At 45.6% G+C, this 18,248-nt stretch carries 15 protein-coding genes; all 15 read right to left on the bottom strand.

Going from position 1 to position 18,248, the window contains the following annotated elements; genetic code table 11:
- Positions 1–60 precede the first annotated feature (60 nt).
- Positions 61–903, bottom strand: a complete 843-nt coding sequence (locus tag BUB85_RS01615) for an Rpn family recombination-promoting nuclease/putative transposase (protein ID WP_073104135.1) — start codon at positions 901–903, stop codon at positions 61–63.
- A gap of 321 nt (positions 904–1,224) precedes the next feature.
- The gene (locus tag BUB85_RS21365) at positions 1,225–1,368 is read right to left on the bottom strand and encodes a hypothetical protein (protein ID WP_159434602.1); all 144 of its coding nucleotides are present in this window, start codon (positions 1,366–1,368) and stop codon (positions 1,225–1,227) included.
- A gap of 60 nt (positions 1,369–1,428) precedes the next feature.
- Positions 1,429–2,352 carry a dipeptidase gene (locus tag BUB85_RS01610; protein WP_073104133.1) on the bottom strand — a complete coding sequence of 308 codons (924 nt, stop codon included), beginning with the start codon at positions 2,350–2,352 and terminating at the stop codon, positions 1,429–1,431.
- A gap of 19 nt (positions 2,353–2,371) precedes the next feature.
- Positions 2,372–3,361 (bottom strand): FUSC family protein, encoded by a 990-nt coding sequence (locus BUB85_RS01605; RefSeq protein WP_073104131.1) that lies wholly within the window; start codon positions 3,359–3,361, stop codon positions 2,372–2,374.
- 137 nt (positions 3,362–3,498) lie between these two features.
- A complete protein-coding gene (locus BUB85_RS01600) occupies positions 3,499–3,864 on the bottom strand; it encodes a hypothetical protein (protein ID WP_073104130.1) in 366 nt (121 codons plus the stop codon).
- Positions 3,865–4,000: 136 nt separating this feature from the next.
- Positions 4,001–5,590 carry a hypothetical protein gene (locus BUB85_RS01595; RefSeq protein ID WP_073104129.1) on the bottom strand — a complete coding sequence of 530 codons (1,590 nt, stop codon included), beginning with the start codon at positions 5,588–5,590 and terminating at the stop codon, positions 4,001–4,003.
- Positions 5,580–6,296 (bottom strand): ABC transporter ATP-binding protein, encoded by a 717-nt coding sequence (locus tag BUB85_RS01590; RefSeq protein ID WP_073104128.1) that lies wholly within the window; start codon positions 6,294–6,296, stop codon positions 5,580–5,582. Before BUB85_RS01590 ends, BUB85_RS01595 begins: the two co-directional genes overlap by 11 nt.
- Before the next feature lie 185 nt (positions 6,297–6,481).
- Positions 6,482–8,227 carry an ABC transporter ATP-binding protein gene (locus BUB85_RS01585; protein WP_073104127.1) on the bottom strand — a complete coding sequence of 582 codons (1,746 nt, stop codon included), beginning with the start codon at positions 8,225–8,227 and terminating at the stop codon, positions 6,482–6,484.
- Positions 8,227–9,969, bottom strand: coding sequence for an ABC transporter ATP-binding protein (locus BUB85_RS01580; protein WP_073104126.1), 1,743 nt, complete (start codon positions 9,967–9,969; stop codon positions 8,227–8,229). The genes BUB85_RS01585 and BUB85_RS01580 overlap by 1 nt, the downstream gene beginning before the upstream one ends.
- A 212-nt stretch (positions 9,970–10,181) precedes the next feature.
- Positions 10,182–10,799, bottom strand: coding sequence for a TetR/AcrR family transcriptional regulator (locus BUB85_RS01575; protein ID WP_073104125.1), 618 nt, complete (start codon positions 10,797–10,799; stop codon positions 10,182–10,184).
- Between the two features lie 330 nt (positions 10,800–11,129).
- Entirely contained in the window at positions 11,130–12,530 is a 1,401-nt protein-coding gene (locus BUB85_RS01565) for a Na+/H+ antiporter NhaC family protein (RefSeq protein ID WP_073104123.1), read from the bottom strand.
- Between the two features lie 79 nt (positions 12,531–12,609).
- Positions 12,610–13,776 (bottom strand): alanine dehydrogenase, encoded by a 1,167-nt coding sequence (locus tag BUB85_RS01560; RefSeq protein ID WP_073104119.1) that lies wholly within the window; start codon positions 13,774–13,776, stop codon positions 12,610–12,612.
- A 143-nt stretch (positions 13,777–13,919) separates the two neighbouring features.
- Positions 13,920–15,647, bottom strand: a complete 1,728-nt coding sequence (locus tag BUB85_RS01555; protein WP_073104118.1) for an ABC transporter ATP-binding protein — start codon at positions 15,645–15,647, stop codon at positions 13,920–13,922.
- Between the two features lie 23 nt (positions 15,648–15,670).
- Positions 15,671–17,416: an ABC transporter ATP-binding protein gene (locus BUB85_RS01550; protein ID WP_073104117.1), complete on the bottom strand. Its 1,746-nt coding sequence runs from the start codon at positions 17,414–17,416 to the stop codon at positions 15,671–15,673.
- Positions 17,417–17,540: 124 nt separating this feature from the next.
- A complete protein-coding gene (locus tag BUB85_RS01545; protein WP_073104116.1) occupies positions 17,541–18,161 on the bottom strand; it encodes a TetR/AcrR family transcriptional regulator in 621 nt (206 codons plus the stop codon).
- Positions 18,162–18,248: the final 87 nt, after the last annotated feature.

Raw genomic sequence — 18,248 nt, 5'->3', positions numbered from 1 at the left:
ATGAATAAAATCCTCAAGTGCCGGAAGGCACCTAATTATTTTATGCTGACTAACTCACAACTAAAGTAACGAGAATGCGTCAGCATTGTTTTCAATCTTTCCTTCAATCTTTCCTTCAATTTTTGCATCTTCCCGCATCCCCTGTAATGCTTCGCACATATTAATCGCCTCCTTATCATCCTCATCCTTTTCTATGTATTTTGTGATTTCTTTCGCATTAGTCAGCACCTCTATTGTCCTGCATGTCTCTAGCGGTACACTTGAAAACAAATCCTGATTTTCTTCCACAAATTCTCTTAATGCTTTCTTGTCCCGTTGGTACTTTACAAATCCAAACACCATCTTCAACTCATCACCATAGGTATCCAAATCATGAATTTTAGCCACTTCAAGCAAATTTAGTTTATAATTCAGCATCATTGGCTGATATGCTTTTAGTACTTCCGGTATCTCTATCATACCATACAGATCCAAGGATGCGTCCCACGGTTTATTTCCATAATATAATACCACTGTGATAACCGGAATAAGTTTGTCATCTTTACCAAACCGCCCCAGCCACTCATCGCCTTGTAAATCCTTCTCTTCCTCATGATGTTTTTGAATCCCCCTGAGTTGCTCCTGATAGGATAATGTATCATAGATCAACCCTCGAAGCGCCATCGCATAATGAATATTCTCTTGATTTTCTACACCAATAATAAGAAATATGGCTTGATTTTTATACTTTTTCTTGAGATCCCTGACTCTTTGACTGTCCGGATTCTTTTCCACACTGTCAAGTTCACCTAAATACTTCGGATCAATCACATCATCCCCCAAAAATAATCCATGATTGACCACATCCGCATACCGCACCGGGTCTGATAAATACATATTCAGCGTATCATTTGCTTTTCCCATATAGTTTCTCCTTTCTTTTTGTGCAGAAAAGAGACTATATCGATACTTTTATTATAAAGAACTCCAGTCAAAAAGCAACCCACATTTTCACTTCTCTGCTTCCGCTATTCAGTTACAAAAGTTTTGAAATATCTGGCAGATAACGCCGTGATTTTTCAGATATGTAAGCATCTTTTGCTTACTGGAAATTCTATGGAAATAAAAAATTTCCTGACTAGAATTTCTGAATTTACCATATCATTATTTTAAGGGGATTGTCAACATGATTTTGACAATCTCCTTTTCTACTTGTTCGTGAACATCCGGCAGTTTCGCTGCCTTTCAGAAGAGAATTTCCGCCCCCACTTTTTTTGTGAAAAAGTAGGGATCATCCACGCCGATTCCGTCCTTATAGGCCGTATATGCTTTAAAGGAAGTAATTCCCTGCGCTTTTATCTGTTCTATCTGCTCTCTGGTTCCTTCCACTCAGAGACAGTCATGTGAAAGCTGTAGTCACAGTATGCTTTTCCACTCGCTCATCTCTTCCTAAATATTCTTATAAAAGAAATCCAGTGCATTCTCATAAAACATTTTATTTATAATCTGTTCCGGGATTCCTTTTGTAAGCAGGTAGTCCCCGGATGCCGCAAACTTTGCAGGGGAATCAAGTTTTTCGTCGATCTCCGCGCCGTCAAAATCACTTCCGCAGGCGATCACGTCTTTTCCTCCAAGCTCCAGCATATGGTCCACATGACGATACATGCTGTCCAGATCATCCTTATGATCCTCCGACAGAAAGTTACGGAAGAGATTCACGCCTACCAGACCTTTTCTCCTTACAATTTCCTGAAACTGGACATCTGTCAGATTCCTCTTATGCGGACAGACGGCACGCACATTGGAATGCGTTGCGATAAACGGTTTTTTCGCCACCTCGCACACTTCATCGAAGCCCCTGTCATTCAGATGTGAGACATCCACAAGCATTCCGGTTTTTTCCATACGCCGGATTGCCCGGCGCCCAAATTCTGTGAGTCCGTGATCTGTGTCATGTCCGGAACCAAGTTCATTTTCCCCATTCCACACCAGCGTCATCATCCGCACACCACATTCATACAGATAATCCACATTTTCCAGTCTACCCGCCAATGCCGCACCGCTTTCTACCGCAAGCAGGACCGCACATTTTCCAGTGTCTGTAATGGCTTCGATCTCCGCTGCACTTGTTGCCTTAGATGCAAGCTGCGACTGTTTGCGCAGAAGCAGATCCAGATATTCCTTATGCTCCTGAAAGTACCGGAGTGCAGCCTCCCCCCGGATCGTATCCGGAATAAAAACCGCCATGGTCTGACATATCCGCTTGAACTGCTTCAGATCGGAAAGAGAAAATTGTGTGTCTTTACACAGAAAATCCTCATTCTCTTTTCTGAAATTCACGATGGAATCACAATGTAAATCAAATAACTGCATAGTCTGCTCCTCTTTTATCTCAATAATGCTGTGCTACGTCCCCCACATTTTGAAAAATCTTCGAAAACACCACCACGCTGACTGTGGCCACTGCTACTCCTATCAGATTCGCCACCACCCGGATCCCGACGGCCTGGTCTGCCGGGAACAAAAGCACGGCTGTAATCAATGCACTGAAGGAGTTGTAAATCGTCTTGATAAAATAAGAAGTGATAAACATTGATAAAAATCCGGCCAGCAATATCACCATCACCTGATACTGTGTCGGGACAAACATCTCGAACGCTGTAAATACCACCACACTGCCAATGATTGTCGCCGGAACGCGCCATATCATGCGGTCTCTGTACTCGGCTGCCAGTGGCGTGCTCAGCGAGAGCACCGTCAGGCTGATCCACATGGTCTTTGGGAAATGCACCAGTTCGCCCACCAGCATAACAATACTAAGTGTCGTAACCAGCCTGATATACCATTGTGTTCTCGTAGACCCGAGCTGATTTTCTTTGAACAACTCCTTTATGCCTCTTTTGTGAACCTTTCCCTTATGTACCATATAATAAAGAATCGCAATAAAGATTCCTCCGGCTAACAGACTGATCCAGCGTTTTTGAAATAACAGACCGGAAACATCATAGCCCTGCAGCATAATGTATCCCATTGTAAAGGGAAGGCTGCCGCTTTGAGACAAATCATGCCCTGATAAAAACAAAATTGTCGTCAATGCCGCCACATTGATTAAAAGTCCCAGTAATGGGTTGATCAGCGAAAGCTTTGGCGCAAATGCCAGCACAGCGAACAATACGACAATGCTGACAGATGCCTGCCGTGCATCAAACCCGAGATCACTTCCCACTAAAATCAAAATTCCCATGAGCAGTACGACTCCGACGATACTGTTTTCCGTTCCGCACAATCTATTATAACCATTGATAAACAGCACGCAAAACAAAAATACGGGCAGTTTTTTCAGCAGCTCCGTTATCAGGCCCTTTATCTTTTTTGAATCCATACTTCTCCTCTTGTCTTTCTTATACCGATGTCTGATTCTATAGATACAAGAAGCAATTATACCGTGAGATTTAGATGGATGCAATAAACAATTTATTAATTTTTCTGTTCTCAGATACTTTCTCGCAGATCATTCATTTACTTGCACCGTATCGTAAAACGTAAAAACTCAAAACTTTCATCAATACTTATCTGCTGCTTTGACGTCATCTGTATCGTTCCTTCCCAGCAGGCCGGAACATAGAGAATCATCTTTTTTGTTCTATTATAATGCTGTACCACAAGATTACAGTTAAATGCACGTCTTAGCTCCACTGCACGAATCTCTTCCGGTATTCTATAATAGGTTATACGGTCTGCATTCATTGTCTGGAACCACATCTTTTCGCTGCCGCCTACGTTCCCATTCTGTCTCAGATTAAGTTCACGGACTGCCTGCGCAAAATAACCAGATATATATCCTGCTATTGTCTGTCTTGATATCTCCGCTGTTCCTGCCATCATACACTCATCCTCCATCACAATTCATCTGCAATTTTCTATTCCATACGACAAGTATATCCGGCATATATTGTTTTTTTGTCACGATTTCGTTTAAGATTTCTTAAGATTTTACTTTTTATGAATCTCAGGTCTATCTCTACGAAAAAGAGCACACACTTCGATAGAACAACACGCTCATGAAACCTAATACCGCCGCAAAAAGAGCCATTACAATCCTCCCGTCTATCAGCGTACTCAAGAAAAAGGCTGCCACCGCCAGTGCGATTTCCAACAGCATATTTACAAAAATGCCAAGCATGGATGCCAGCCCCTGTTTGATAATCTCCACCTCATTTTCCCACTCAAAATTCGCAAATTTCTTTCCGGCCCACATTCCGAAGGTCGTTGAAAATACGACTGCCGCAAACAGTACAACCAAATACAGCAGTGTCATCACAATATTTAATTTCAGCGAAATCGCGAAACAAATATCACAGACAAGAGCTGCCGGAACAAGAAGCAGCAGATTAAATGCCATCTTGCTTTTAAAAATCATGCTTTCCTCAATTGGAAGACTCTTCACGATCCACAGATTTTTCCCTTCCAGCGACCAGGATACAGAGGTCGTACAGGTCATGGTAAGCATCATCGCGACTGCAAATGGAGCCGCATAGAGAAATCCCTGCTGCATTCCGCCGATTTCCATACTCGCCAGCACTTTGTCAATTCCAATAAACACACAGATAACGGAACCGCTAACCGCCAGAAGTACACCCATCCCAACATTCGTCAGATAGATAACAGAGGATGTAAACCGTTTCCATTCTTTCCGGACCAATGCGTGCATCATCGAACGAGACTCCATCTTACTCACTTTATAATTCGAATGGCTGCTGCCCGTCATCAGTGCCGTATTGATGGCTTTGTATTTGACAGCTACGATAGATACAAACAATACGTATATACCGAATGACAACAAAAGGAACAGCAGCAGATAAAGTACACTGCTCTCATTCACGGCCCGGTCAAATATCACAGACACCGGATACAGCTTATGAATCTGTGCCTCCAGCAATTCTCCCAGATTTTCCATTCTCTGGAAAAATTCCGCATTACTCCCGGCACCGGTAAAAATAAAGTTCAGACTGAATGCCGCCGCAAGGAGCAGAAGCGTCAGCACCACCTGCACAAAGACCTTGAACCGGAACCGGGAGCCAATCGCTGCAATCAATGCTCCGGCAAGTGCTGCCAGCGACATCGGAATCAGTGGCGCAAAACATGCTCCAATCAGCCAGATCAACCAGGTCCGAACCCCCGGTCTCTCCCAGATTGCATAACCGGCGCACATTGGAATCATCACACACAGACTGAAAATCAGATTATTGATATACATATAAAGAAACTTCGCCGTAATCACCGTCTTCGTTGACACCGGAAGTGCCATCACCATATCATAATCCTTAAACGCAAACAGAAATCCGTTCGTTTTCACAAAGGTGAACACAAGTGCAATGATGGAACTGATTGCCAGTGAATACCCCGGAATCACATACGCCATCTTCAGATATCCGTACCCATACGCAATTGCAAAGCTGTATCCCACCATCATGACAAAGACGATTGCCATCCCCGCATAAACACCCATCATGCGGTGTTTTTTCTTTGTGTCTGTCTCGTGACGAAGCACATTCAGCGATGACTGATTCTTATATTGCGCCAAAAGCAGCGTGAACAATTTACCTGGCATCTTCCACCACCTCCATAAAAACATCCTCCAGAGTCTGGTCCTTGATCAGCTCTTCCATGGTACCTGCCGCAACGATTTTCCCCTGCTTGATGATGGCAATCTTGTTGCACAGTTTCTGCGCGACCTCCAGCACATGCGTTGAAAAGAAAATACAGCTGCCCCCTGCACAGAGCTCTTTCATCACATTTTTCAGATCCAGTGCCGCCTTCGGATCCAGCCCCACAAACGGTTCGTCAAGCACCATCAGCTTCGGCTCATGGATCAGAGCCGAGATAATCGCCACCTTCTGCTTCATCCCGTGCGAATATGAGGAAATCAAATCTCCAAGTGCCGATGTAATTTCAAATAAATCGCCGTACTTTTTGATCCGTTCCTCCCGGACCTTCCCGTCGATTCCGAAAATGTCTGCAACAAAGTTCAGATACTGTATTCCGGTCAGATGCTCATACAGATCCGGATTGTCTGGAATATATGCCGTCACCTTCTTGCACGCCATCGGTTCTGTCTTTACCGAGTGCCCGTCGATTCGGATGTCTCCCTCCTCAAACTCAAGCACTCCCACAATTGCCCGGATTGTTGTACTCTTTCCGGCACCGTTATGTCCGATAAAGCCATAGATGTCACCATCCTCAACGGTCAGATCAATATGATCTGCCGCACGTTTCCCCTTCTGATATGTCTTTGAAAAATTCCTGATTTCCAGCATCACAACTGCCTCCCTGACTTTTTATTTCACTTTGCCTTTTTACCGCCTTTTTTTGCAAATACAAACACCTCTATTGTATTTTCACTATACCTTTTCGGCCGTGGAAATACAATAGAGGCGTGGTTGATTTTATCCCGATTTGTTAACTGTGAGGTAACTGTTTGTTCGTGAACGTCTGGCACACATCAGGCACTCCAGCCTTTCATACGCGTCCGGACATTTACAAAGTTCCGGTAAACGCCCTCACATTGTACCAGTTCATCGTGTGTTCCGCGCTGGACAATGCGGCCGTTTTCGATGACCAGAATATGATCCGCATTTGCGATGGTATTCAGCCGGTGGGCTATAACCAACAATGTCTTTCCCCTGCACAATTCGGATATTGCTTCCTGAATGTAGCTTTCATTGTCCACATCCACACTGGCCGTGGCTTCGTCTAATATGACAATCGGCGCGTCCTTCAGGATACAGCGTGCAATAGAAATCCGCTGCTTCTCCCCACCCGAAAGTGAGGATCCTCCCTCGCCCACCACCGTCTGAAATCCATCCGGCAGATTCATGATAAAATCATAGCATCTTGCTTTTTTGGCCGCCTCTGCCACTTCTTCCTCCGTGGCGTCGGGTCTTCCAATACAGATGTTGTTGTAAATCGTGTCCTCAAACAGATACACTCTCTGAAATACCATACTAATCTGATCCATCAGTTCTGCCAGCGGTACCTCACGAATATCCACACCTCTGACTTTTACGGTTCCACCTGTCACATCCCAGAATCTGGTGATCAGGCTGGCAATTGTACTTTTTCCGCTGCCGGATGGTCCTACGAGTGCCGTCATCGTATCTGGTTTTACAGCAAAGCTGATTTGATCCAGCACCTGTTTTTTGCCATAAGAAAAGTCTACATTTTTAAATTCAATTTCATTTCCTGCATGCGTTTTGCTCTCTGAAATTTTCCTGGTTCCGTCGTTCGGAAGCTCCATCTCTTCAAAGACCTCCTGCATGCGGTCTACACAGCTGTTCATGACCGTCAGTCTCGCCAACTGCGAATAAAGCACCTTCATCGGACTATAGAGATCGAAGAGAAAAAGCAGCAGCCCGATGAAATATCCCAATGATATCATATGGTTTGCAAACATTGCGTACCCTGATACCAGTGTGGCCACCGTACCAATTCCATATGCGATTCCCATCCATCTCTGCCATGGAGCATGATTCTCCTCAAAACCAATGTTCGTATCACAGCTTTTCTGGAAATTTCCGCTCAGTTCCTTTGACTCTTTTCCCAGCAGATTGTAGGTCTTGATGATTCCCATTCCCTCTGCAAAATCAAGCACGGCCTCCGTCAGATTTTCGCTTTGCTCCTGCCGTGTGACCGAATCCGCCAGTGTTTCCTTTTCCATTCCCTTTCCGACAAGCAGCATTCCGGCAGCTATAATTGTGGCTGCCACACCCAGAACCGGATTGATATAATACATAAACAGAATCATGATGATCTCTGCAAAGATGTCACTCATCAGGCCGGCTATGGCCGTCATACAGTTTTCCTCTACAAACACCATGTCTGTCGAGAGCACCGAGCTGATCTTCCCTATGTTCCCCTCCGTAAAATACCCCATCGGCATTCTGCGCAGATGAACGCCCAGTTCGTTTCTCAGATCCGCAAACATCAGATAACCGGCTCCGCTCTGCAGTCTGTCGGCAATATTCTGAAAAATAATCTGTAATATAACAGACGCTGCCATCATGCCGAACAGTGTCACACAGTATCCGGGTGTCATCCTGCGCTCCAGAAACCGGTTCAACGCCAGAAATGACAAACACACCGGTGCCTTCAGCAGCATGGATTTGACAAATGAAAATACAAATGCCACATAGATCCTCCATTTATACTTTCCTGAAAGCGCTATGATTTTATTTATTAACCGTAACATTATTGCTCACCTCCTGTGCTCACATGCCAGTTTGCGCTTGTTTCAGCGATCTTCCATAATTTGTTGTACTCCCCGGATTCTTCCAGCAATTCCTGATGGGTCCCCGATGCGTCCAATCTGCCATTCTTTAATACAAAGATGCAGTCTGCATTTACAATTGAATGAAGCCTGTGTGCAATCACAATGACTGTTTTATCCTTGATCACCTCGGCAATCGCCTGGTTCATCTTTTCTTCATTCTCCGGATCCATGAAAGCTGTGGCCTCATCGAGCACGATGATCGGTGCGTCCTTGAGGATTGCTCTCGCCAGTGAAATGCGCTGCCTTTCTCCTCCCGACAGCTGCTTTCCGCTGTCGCCTGCCATTGCCATGATTCCTCCCTCAATCCTGTTCAGAAATTCATCACACTGGGCTTTGTGTGCAGCTTCTAATACCTCTGCATCCGTCGCGTTCTTCTTTCCCAGCCGGATGTTCTCCAGCAAACTCATGTTAAAAAGAAACTGTTCCTGCGACACATAGGAAATCTGGTCACCCAGTGCTTCGATGCTCATCTCCGCGATATTCTGCCCTCCAATACTGACACTGCCCTGCCCTACGTCATAGAAATGTACCAGAAGTTTTGCCAGGGTGGACTTTCCGCTGCCAGACTCTCCTACAAATGCGTTCATCGTCCCCGGGTTAATATGCAGCGAAATCTGATGGATCACCTCTTCCTCTTTATAGGCAAACGAAACCTGATGGAAATCGATTGTATAATCTTTTCCGTGAAAGCCCTCTTCCGACTGTTTCAGCGGTGCTGCCCCCATCATTTTCTCAAGTTCTTCAATCTTATAGATCAGCTGCGGAAATTTTCCAGCAAAGGACAGCGCATGAAGAATCGGGCCTCCGATTGCAAAGGTCAGGCACAATACCAGAACGAGATTGCTGAGCGTGGAGTACCCCTGTAAAACCAGATACGCGCCGACCGGCAGTGTCAGGAATGCAATACATGGAATCAGACTGCTGTATATCGCCATCCAGGGCCAGCACGCCTTGAACCACGCCAGTGTGAAATCGCGGTAGTTCGTCACACTGTTTTCATATTTCTCGTAAGATTCTCCATCCCGGTTAAATACTTTCACAACCTCCATTCCATTGACATACTCGATGATTGTGTTGTTCATTTTCTGTGCTGCCATGTAATAGTGGTTCATATCCTTATTTCCGATTGCAAACATAATCGCCATCGCCAGTATTCCGAGCGGAAGTGTCGCCATGGACAGCAGCGCAAGCTTCCAGTCAACCGCGAACAGCACGATATAGATTACGACGGGGACACACAGGTTACCGATTCCCTCCGGTATTGCATGGGCAAGCAGCAGTTCCAGTGTCTCAATGTCATCAATAAACATTTTTTTGATCGACCCGGTTCCGACCTCCTCAATCGTTCCCAATGGTAGTTTCTCCAATTTCCCCTGAAGAGATATTCTCAGATTTTTCAGGGTATTATATGCCGCTATGTGGGATTGCTGTAATCCTTTTACATTCAATACTGCATACAGCAGTAAAGAGATCAGTGCTGTTCCAATCAATGCCGTCAAATACGGCATCGTAATTTCCTGATTCTGCAGCAATGCATTTACAATCTTATAAACACAGAAATAGGGGATAATACTAAATGCAATCCCCAGCAGAATGTATACAATGGCACGATACGTATATGCTTTGTATTCTCCTGCATATTCAAAAACTTTCTTAAACATATGCACTCCTTCCTGTTTGTTGTGTGTAAAGCGGACACTCTATTCCTTATTTGTCTCCGTTCATAAATAAATGTACCTTAATAAATCCACCTTATTCTTAATTGTCTGCCGTTTTTGTTAGTTTTCTCTAACCCGCGTTTAAAAAATAATACCTGGTTTCCAGGCATATTTTTTTGTTCCCCTGCACTGTACATCTGTATCCAGCTGTCATTCTATTGTTTGATATCCAGAACGCTGAGCCAGTCAAAATATTTGCAGATCAGTCTCACATGGCTTTCAATCTCTGCCCATGGCATATCATGGATGAACGGCTCGTAAACCGTCTCCCAGAATGCTGATAGAAGGACATGAAATTCCACCTCGCTGATTTTTCTCTGGAACAAGCCGCGCTGATATCCTTCTTTATAGTAGCGTATTGTGTGGTCACCCATCAACGCCACCAGTTCATGGTGAAATTCCTGATGCTTTGTCCCTGCTGAGTGTTTTAAAAGCATAACAAACCCATCCTTGTGCTGGTAAAAGAATTGAAAATAAGACATCACATTCTCTTCCTTCATCTTCCAGCTCCCAATCAGTTCTTCATCACTGAGCAGGCTGAGATTTTCCACCGATCTGCTCTGAACCATCTCATAAATCGCTGCAATGGTCGGCTCCACGATCGTACAGAACAGCTCCTCTTTTCCTTTGAATCTCTTGTACAGTGCCCCTGTTGTCACTTCTGCATTTTTGCAAATATTCTGCAGGGATGCTTTTTCAAACCCCTTTTCTAAAAATTCCTGCTTTGCGCAATCAAGAATCCTTGGGTCGATTGATTTATCCGGCTTTGCCATTTTCTTCCTCCAATTGATAATTGAATTATCGATAATTCAATTATCAGTCTATATAACATTTCTCCTGCTGTCAATGTTTTTCCGCGTAATGAGAATTACCCTCAATATCTGCTTCCGCACCCTCTCGCTGCAATTGACGTCCGGTGACGGATATTCTCCAGGTGATATCCGTACCATGTGATGGCTTTCGGCTCATTTTCAGCATAAAATAAGAGCCGGAAACTGATTTACAGCTTTCCGGCTCTCCCATGTAATCTTTCTATCTTTTCAGTAACACGGATACGCGAAATCCATCCACTTTACTGCTATTCCTAGACATCCTCTGCAGGGTTATACAAATACATATCCTACGATCAAATATGCCACAAGTGCCAGTCCTCCACAAACCAGGGCATATGGCAGCTGTGTCTTAACATGATCAATATGATCCGCCGCTGCTCCGGTCGAAGAAAGTACTGTCGTATCCGATAACGGCGAGCAATGATCACCAAATACGCCACCGCCTGCCACTGCCGCAAAGCTTGCAATGACCAGAGTGGTCAGTGTATTTCCTGTAAAACTGAATGCCAGCGGAAGTGCGATCGGCATACAGATTGCAAACGTTCCCCAGGATGAACCTGTCGCGAACGCCATAACTGCGGACACAAGAAAAATAATTGCCGGCAGCAGATGTGGTTTTAAAAATCCCTCTGTCAGATTAATAATATAACCGGCTGTTCCCATCTGTGAGCTCAATGCATTTACAGAATAGGCAAGTGCCAGCAGCATAACGGCCGGAATTGCTCCCTTTACACCATCTGTCATCGTATTCATGACCTCTTTAAATGGAATGCCCTGGATCAGCATGCTGACAGTCATAAAAATAATGACAAACAAAAATGCTTCCATCGTCTTCGCAGAGCTGAGTGCTATGTAGGTGCCGAGCGCAATGCTGACGATCATCAGAACCGGCATAATAAAGTTCAGGAATACTCTTGGCTTGATTCCCTCATAAGCCTCCATCTCCGTCAATTCTTTTCCAATCAGTGGGTTGGCACCGTCACGAAGAACTTTCCCCTCTTCCATGGCTCTTTTTTCCGCTTTTTTCATCGGTCCGAAATCTTTGACAATTCCAGACGCCAGCAACCCTACAAAAGCGACCGCAAAAATAGGATAAAAGTTAAACGGAATTGCTTTTAAAAACAGTGCAGATGCTTCTTTATCCGTCGTTATGCATCCTACGCCGACTGCAAGTCCCATCAAATAAGCTGCCCAGCCGGTAATCGGCATAAGTACGCTGACCGGTGCGGAGGTCGAATCAGCAATGTAGGCCAGCTTTTCTCTGGATACCTTTGCTTTGTCTGTGATGCTCCTCATAACCGAGCCGACGAACAGCGGGCTGAAGGAATCGCTGAAGTAAATAAACATTCCAAGCACCCACGCCATGAGCTGCGCGCCCCTGCGGCTTAGATTTCTTTCATGGACTTTCTGTGAAAATCCCTGAATTGCTCCCGTCTTCTGGAAATATGCCACCAAAATTCCGATAAATGTATTCAAAAGCATAACCCACGCAAAGCTTGTTGTGCCAAGACTCTCTTTTAAAAGTGTCGGAAACCCCATTGGCCCCTGTCCTGCCAGAAGTGTTCCCGCTATGCAGGCTATTGCCAGCGCTACTACTGTGTTCTTAGTGGCAAACGACAATACAATTGCAATGATTGCCGGTATCACCGAGATAAATCCCATTGTTTCCATTTCATTCCCTCTTCCTAAAACTTCATGTAATTTTTAGTTCTCTCTTCCCGTAATTTTACGTGATTTTCATTCACTCTTCTTATCGTTTTATAAAATTTTCTGAGCGTGTAACCGTTGCCGGCGGTGCCTGATCCAGTTCTCTGTCCGCAATTCCAAGAATCTGCTCCGGTCTGATCCACGGACGGTTCTGAAGTGCACTTGTCTCCTCGTGGGTAAGATATCCCTTATAGGTCGTAAGACTTCTTCTTAAAAATCCGTCTCTTGCACAGGCTTCTTCCACACCATTCTTCAAAATACTGGTAAAATGAGGAAGTACAGATGCCGCGTATGCCACCGATGTCGAGTTCGCGATTGCTCCTGGAATATTGCTTACGCAGTAATGTACAACACCTTCCTCCACATATCTTGGATTCTCATGCGTGGTCTCATGGAAGGTCTCGATCGCTCCCTGGTCATCATTGCTGATATCAACAATAACAGATCCCGGTTCCATGCTTCTGACCATTTCTTTTGTGACCAGATATTCGGTGTTTCCTTTTGGCCATTTGACGCAGTTCAGCAGCATATCTGTCTCCGGCAGAATCTGTCGGATATTTTCTCTGTTTGAGATCATGGTATTGATGGTCTGCTGATACTGATTCTGCAGAGTACGCAGCGTTCCGATATTAATATCCGCAACTGTCACCCAGGCTCCCAGCGCATGCAGTACTGTCAACGCCGCCTGACCGACAATCCCGCCGCCCAGAATCAAAACCTTCATTCCAGGTGCAGCACCGAGACCACTGACAAACTTTCCTTTTCCGCCATTGATTGTAAGCATGGACTCCAGTCCCATCAAAGCACCCTGTTTTCCGGCAGCTTCACAGTTTGGCGAACCATATCTATGAGAATCCTCCGCTGTGAACGCGATTACCTTCTTGTCTAAAAGTGCCTGAACCTCTTCCGGATGTGCAGCCGGGTGAATGCATGTGTATACAATCTGATTCTCCCTGAGCAGACCAAATTCTGATGGTTCAAACTCTTTTACCTTTGCAACGAAATCACATGTGCCATAGATTTCCTCCGCAGTGTCCACCATTTTTGCACCAGCCTGTGCGTATTTTTCATCCGGAAATCCAGCGGTGACACCCGCCCCTTTCTGCACAAGAACTTCATGTCCGTCTGCAATAAGGCTTGCCACCTCTACTGGCGTCGCAATCACACGGTTTTCTCCTACTTTGATGTCCTTTAATATACCTGCTTTCATCTTATTACCCTCTTCTTTTTTTATTTCGTATTATAAACGCTTTCTTATTATACATGGTTTAGCACTTCACCGCAAGATAGATATACTTTGAAAATGCCCGAAAAAACTCCCCAGATAAACCGGGGAGTCTTCGTACCTTTCATCTATGCTAATTTCCACCCTATCGCTTCTTTCCTCTCGCCAATAAAATCAGCGTACAGGCCTTCCTGCCGGATCAGTTCCGCATGGGTTCCTCTCTGCACAATCTGTCCGCCGCTCAACACCAGAATCTGATCTGCGCTGCGCACGGTTTTCAGCCTGTGGGCAATCATAATGATAGTCTTGTCATGCGTCAGGGCATCGATGGCCGCCTGAAGTTCCGCTTCATTCTCCGGATCCACGCTTGCAGTTGCCTCGTCTAAAATAATGATCGGTGCATCCTTCAGCATGGCTCTCGCAATAGAGATTCTTTGCTTTTCTCCGCCGGAGAGACTTCCGCCGGCTTCTCCCACCACGGTATCATACCCATTTGGCAACTCCATTATAAATTCATGACAGCAGGCCGCTTTTGCTGCCTCCACCACCTGTGCATGGGAGGCATCGGGTTTTCCAAATTTGATATTGTTTTCGATGGTGTCCTGAAACAGATAGACATCCTGAAATACCATGGAGATATTCTTCATCAGACTGTCCAGCTTATAATCGGTAATATCCCGTCCACCGAGACGGATTGTTCCACTTTCCACATCCCAGAATCTGGCTGTCAGATTGCAGAGTGTGGTCTTTCCTCCACCGGAAGGGCCCACCACAGCCGTTGTCGTTTTCTCCGGTATTGCAAAGCTGACACCATCCAGTATCCGCCGGTCCCCGTAGGAGAACGTCACATTTTCAAATGTAATTCCCGCATCCTTTGGCGCAAGTTCTTTCCCGTCAATGTCCATGACCGGAGTATCATCGATGGAATTAGCCTTATCGATGGAAGCTCCCAACATCTGAAGCGTATCCGACATGTTTCCGGCACTTTCCAGTTCCTGGTACAGGATAAATGAAGCAATCAGCATCAGCAGACAACGAGATAACAACATGGTTCCCCCGCTGTAAAATACCAGAGAGCACACCACCATGATCACGGAAAATCCACGGATCACCAATTGACGCACTGCCATCCACGGTGTGATAGATGCTTCCAGTGACAGTGTTTTTTTGCAGCTTTCCTCGATGGTTCTTGCTGCCATCTGATCATTGTCCTTCTCCAAACCATAGGACTTTACTACACTCATCCCCTGTATGTATTCCAACACTGCTTCCACCAGATTGATCTGTGCTGTCTGTCTTCCCGGGCCGGTCTTTGAAGTTGCCTTCTGAGACATCTCCGTTGCCCACAAATACACCAGAATTCCACAGATACCTATCAGACCCATACGCCAGTCTGCCACCGTAAGAGCAAGGCAAAGTGCAAAGGTATTTAAAAAACCACCAACAACCATGACCAGACACCGGGACGCGGAGTTCTCCACCTCGGAAAGTGTGGTCGTGACCACCGCAGTGATATTTCCCAGACTGTTATCGTTGAAATACCCCATCGGAATATAACGTAGTCTGTCACCGATATGTATCCGCTTCTCCGCCACCATAAAATAGCCTACCTCCGTCTCTTCATTCACAGAATAATAAAAACAGAGTATCCGCCCAAGTACCGATATCAGCAGAATAGCTATCACCGGCAGCATTCCTGCCTGCTGCCCGGAGAGCACCTGATCCAGCGCAAGCATCAGCGCCCCAAACTGCATTGCCGAAAAAACGGCTCCACAGAAAGAAATCACCATCGCTTTCGTCAGCAGCTTCTTTTTGCTGCCTGCAAATCCAAAAATCTTTTTTAATACACCAAACATTCTCTATCCCTCCCTGGAACGATCTACGCTGCATCTTTTGTGCCGATATGTGCCTGCCACATCCGGGCATACAACGGACAGCTTTCCAAAAGTTCCTTTTGCGTTCCCTGTGCCACAATTTTTCCTTTACTCACCACTACAATACAGTCTGCATCTGCGATGGTAGACAGACGGTGTGCAATGACAATCAATGTCTTTCCTTTTGTCAGTGCAAGGATCGCCTTTTGAATGACAGCTTCATTTTCTGGATCCACGCTGGCTGTTGCCTCGTCTAATATTACGATCGGTGCGTCCTTTAGCATGGCTCTCGCAATGGAAATCCGCTGCTTTTCTCCGCCGGAGAGATGTCCGCCGCCGGAGCCGCACACTGTGTCATACCCCTGATCCAGCGCCCGGATAAAGGAGTCACAGCCAGCAGCCTTCGCCACTGCCTCCACTTCCCTGTCCGATGCGTCAAGACGTCCCATACGGATGTTGTCACGCACGGTACGGTTAAACAGATAATTGTCCTGTGAGACATATGCAATCTGCTGATTCAGCTGATCCAATGGAATATCCCGAATATCGCATCCTCCCATCAGAATCGAACCACCGCTCACATCCCACAGGCCGGCAATCAGCTTGGCAATGGTGGATTTTCCGGAACCGGACGGGCCAACCAGCGCGGTGACCGTCTGTGGCCTGATTGTCAGACTGACATCGCTCAGCACCTTCTCATCCTCTTTTCCATAGGTAAATGAAACCTGCTCCAGTTGAATCATCCGGTCTTTTAATGTCACTTTTTTCTCTGGGCGCTCCAGTTCCCGGGCTTCCAGAATATCGTTAATCTCATCTACATTGGTTCCGACCACCGCAAGCTCATCCACAAAAGACATGGCCGCAAGAAATGGTCCTGTAAACCCCAGTGACAACACAATCACTGTCATAAAATCAGCAGCACTTAAACCTCCTTGAGACCAGAGAAGCAGACCAACTGGCAGTACCACCAGCAGAACGGACGGTGTGACTGTCTGCATAATACACATGAATTTCTGATTTTCTTTCATCCAGTTCTTATAGTAGACCGCATTCTCCTCCACCGCATCTGCATATCTGCGATAGGATCCCGCCGACTGGCTAAATGCCTTTACAATCTGGATTCCGCCGATGTATTCCACAATGGCATTGGCCATTTTCCGTCCCACAGCCACTGCACCGTCCCATTTAACAGCATAAGTCTTTGCGCTCTGGGATGCGGCAATCATTCCGATTACGGTTGTCGCAAGAGACGCCAGTCCCATTCTCCAGTCAATGCAGAATATATAGACTGCGATAAAAATCGGAATCAGCAGATTGGATGTCATCTCCGGGATCAGATGTGCCAATGTTGGCTCCATCCCCTCCACCCGGTCTACAATCGTGGTCTTATACTGTCCCGACGGCGTATCCAGAATGGTTCCCATGGGTACACGGGATAATTTCGCCAAAAGCTGTTTTCTCAAATCTCTGAGTGCATGGTAAGTCGCTCGGTGAGACAACGCTGTGGAAGCAGCAGAACAAAGGGACTTTGCCACATATCCAATCAGCATCAGCAGACACCAGTGCATGCACGCGCCTAACCCGCCTCCGGTCAGCAGGATGCGAATCATCGCCGCAACACTGAAATAGGCGACCATACTTCCCCCCACTCCCAGCATTGCCAGCAGGACAGAGCCGTAAAAACCGCCATGATAATCTTTCGCCCAGCTCCAAAGCCGGGAAAATGGTGACTCTTTCTTTTTTTCTTTCATAAATTTGTTCACTCCTTTATCTATTATTTGTATCCAGAGAAATCTGGTTACATGCTTTTTGATACTCCCAACCTCAGTTAGATTTTGCTAACCTGCAATCAGAAGAAAAGGGATATTCCAGATATCAGGATATCCCTAAAATTTGAAACCACCCTGCGGAATAAAATTCCCGGATTCCATCCATATAAGCAAATGCTTTTTCTCTTGGCATGTCATGGCGTACCGTCTCGAAAATGCCGCTGAATAATGCACTTGACAGCATATGTACCATATCCTCGTCAATATGTCGAAACTTCATCCCTGCCGCCTCCATCCGTTCCATCAAAAGAATTCCGGAATTGGTCTCAATCTCTGCCAGCGTTTCCATGTAATGCTCATACTGTGTCCCTGTGGAGCAGCAAATAATCAGTTTGAACGCCTCATAATGATTATAGATGTGTTCCATCATCCAATCATGCCCTGATTCTGATATCTCTGGAAGGCCTGACAGCTGCTCCTCTAACGGTCTCGCTGAAAATTCTTTCTGGAGGGTCCTGTATTTCTCTGTTAATGTATGGGCTGGTTCTTCTACCAGTGTTGAAAATATTTCTTCTTTGTCTGTATAATAGCGATAGATTGCCCCGGTCGTAACGCCTAGAGAAGACGCTATATTTCTCAGATTTGCCCCCTTAAAGCCCTTGGACAAAAATTCCTGTTTCCCTGCTTCCAGAATATCCGAAGCAAGCTTCTCATTTGTTGGTCGCATTCTTGTCTCCTTTTCCGCAATAAAATAACCACGTTATTTAATAACATGGTTATTTTATCTCCGTCTATTCTTTCTGTCAATAAGCTT

The organism is Hespellia stercorisuis DSM 15480 (assembly GCF_900142165.1).
Taxonomy (GTDB): domain Bacteria; phylum Bacillota; class Clostridia; order Lachnospirales; family Lachnospiraceae; genus Hespellia; species Hespellia stercorisuis.
Note: the sequence above shows the minus strand (reverse complement) of the source record. Positions and strands in the feature narration are given on the sequence as shown.

Excerpts from the sequence above, each read along its gene's own strand:
- BUB85_RS01580 (WP_073104126.1), bottom strand. The coding sequence starts at position 9,969 with ATGTTTAAGAAAGTTTTTGAATATGCAGGAGAATACAAAGCATATACG.
- BUB85_RS01565 (WP_073104123.1), bottom strand. The coding sequence starts at position 12,530 with ATGGAAACAATGGGATTTATCTCGGTGATACCGGCAATCATTGCAATT.
- BUB85_RS01555 (WP_073104118.1), bottom strand. The coding sequence starts at position 15,647 with ATGTTTGGTGTATTAAAAAAGATTTTTGGATTTGCAGGCAGCAAAAAG.
- BUB85_RS01600 (WP_073104130.1), bottom strand. The coding sequence starts at position 3,864 with ATGATGGCAGGAACAGCGGAGATATCAAGACAGACAATAGCAGGATAT.
- BUB85_RS01595 (WP_073104129.1), bottom strand. The coding sequence starts at position 5,590 with ATGCCAGGTAAATTGTTCACGCTGCTTTTGGCGCAATATAAGAATCAG.
- BUB85_RS01585 (WP_073104127.1), bottom strand. The coding sequence starts at position 8,227 with ATGTTACGGTTAATAAATAAAATCATAGCGCTTTCAGGAAAGTATAAA.
- BUB85_RS01545 (WP_073104116.1), bottom strand. The coding sequence starts at position 18,161 with ATGCGACCAACAAATGAGAAGCTTGCTTCGGATATTCTGGAAGCAGGG.
- BUB85_RS01575 (WP_073104125.1), bottom strand. The coding sequence starts at position 10,799 with ATGGCAAAGCCGGATAAATCAATCGACCCAAGGATTCTTGATTGCGCA.
- BUB85_RS01605 (WP_073104131.1), bottom strand. The coding sequence starts at position 3,361 with ATGGATTCAAAAAAGATAAAGGGCCTGATAACGGAGCTGCTGAAAAAA.
- BUB85_RS01590 (WP_073104128.1), bottom strand. The coding sequence starts at position 6,296 with ATGCTGGAAATCAGGAATTTTTCAAAGACATATCAGAAGGGGAAACGT.
- BUB85_RS01610 (WP_073104133.1), bottom strand. The coding sequence starts at position 2,352 with ATGCAGTTATTTGATTTACATTGTGATTCCATCGTGAATTTCAGAAAA.
- BUB85_RS01615 (WP_073104135.1), bottom strand. The coding sequence starts at position 903 with ATGGGAAAAGCAAATGATACGCTGAATATGTATTTATCAGACCCGGTG.
- BUB85_RS01560 (WP_073104119.1), bottom strand. The coding sequence starts at position 13,776 with ATGAAAGCAGGTATATTAAAGGACATCAAAGTAGGAGAAAACCGTGTG.
- BUB85_RS01550 (WP_073104117.1), bottom strand. The coding sequence starts at position 17,416 with ATGAAAGAAAAAAAGAAAGAGTCACCATTTTCCCGGCTTTGGAGCTGG.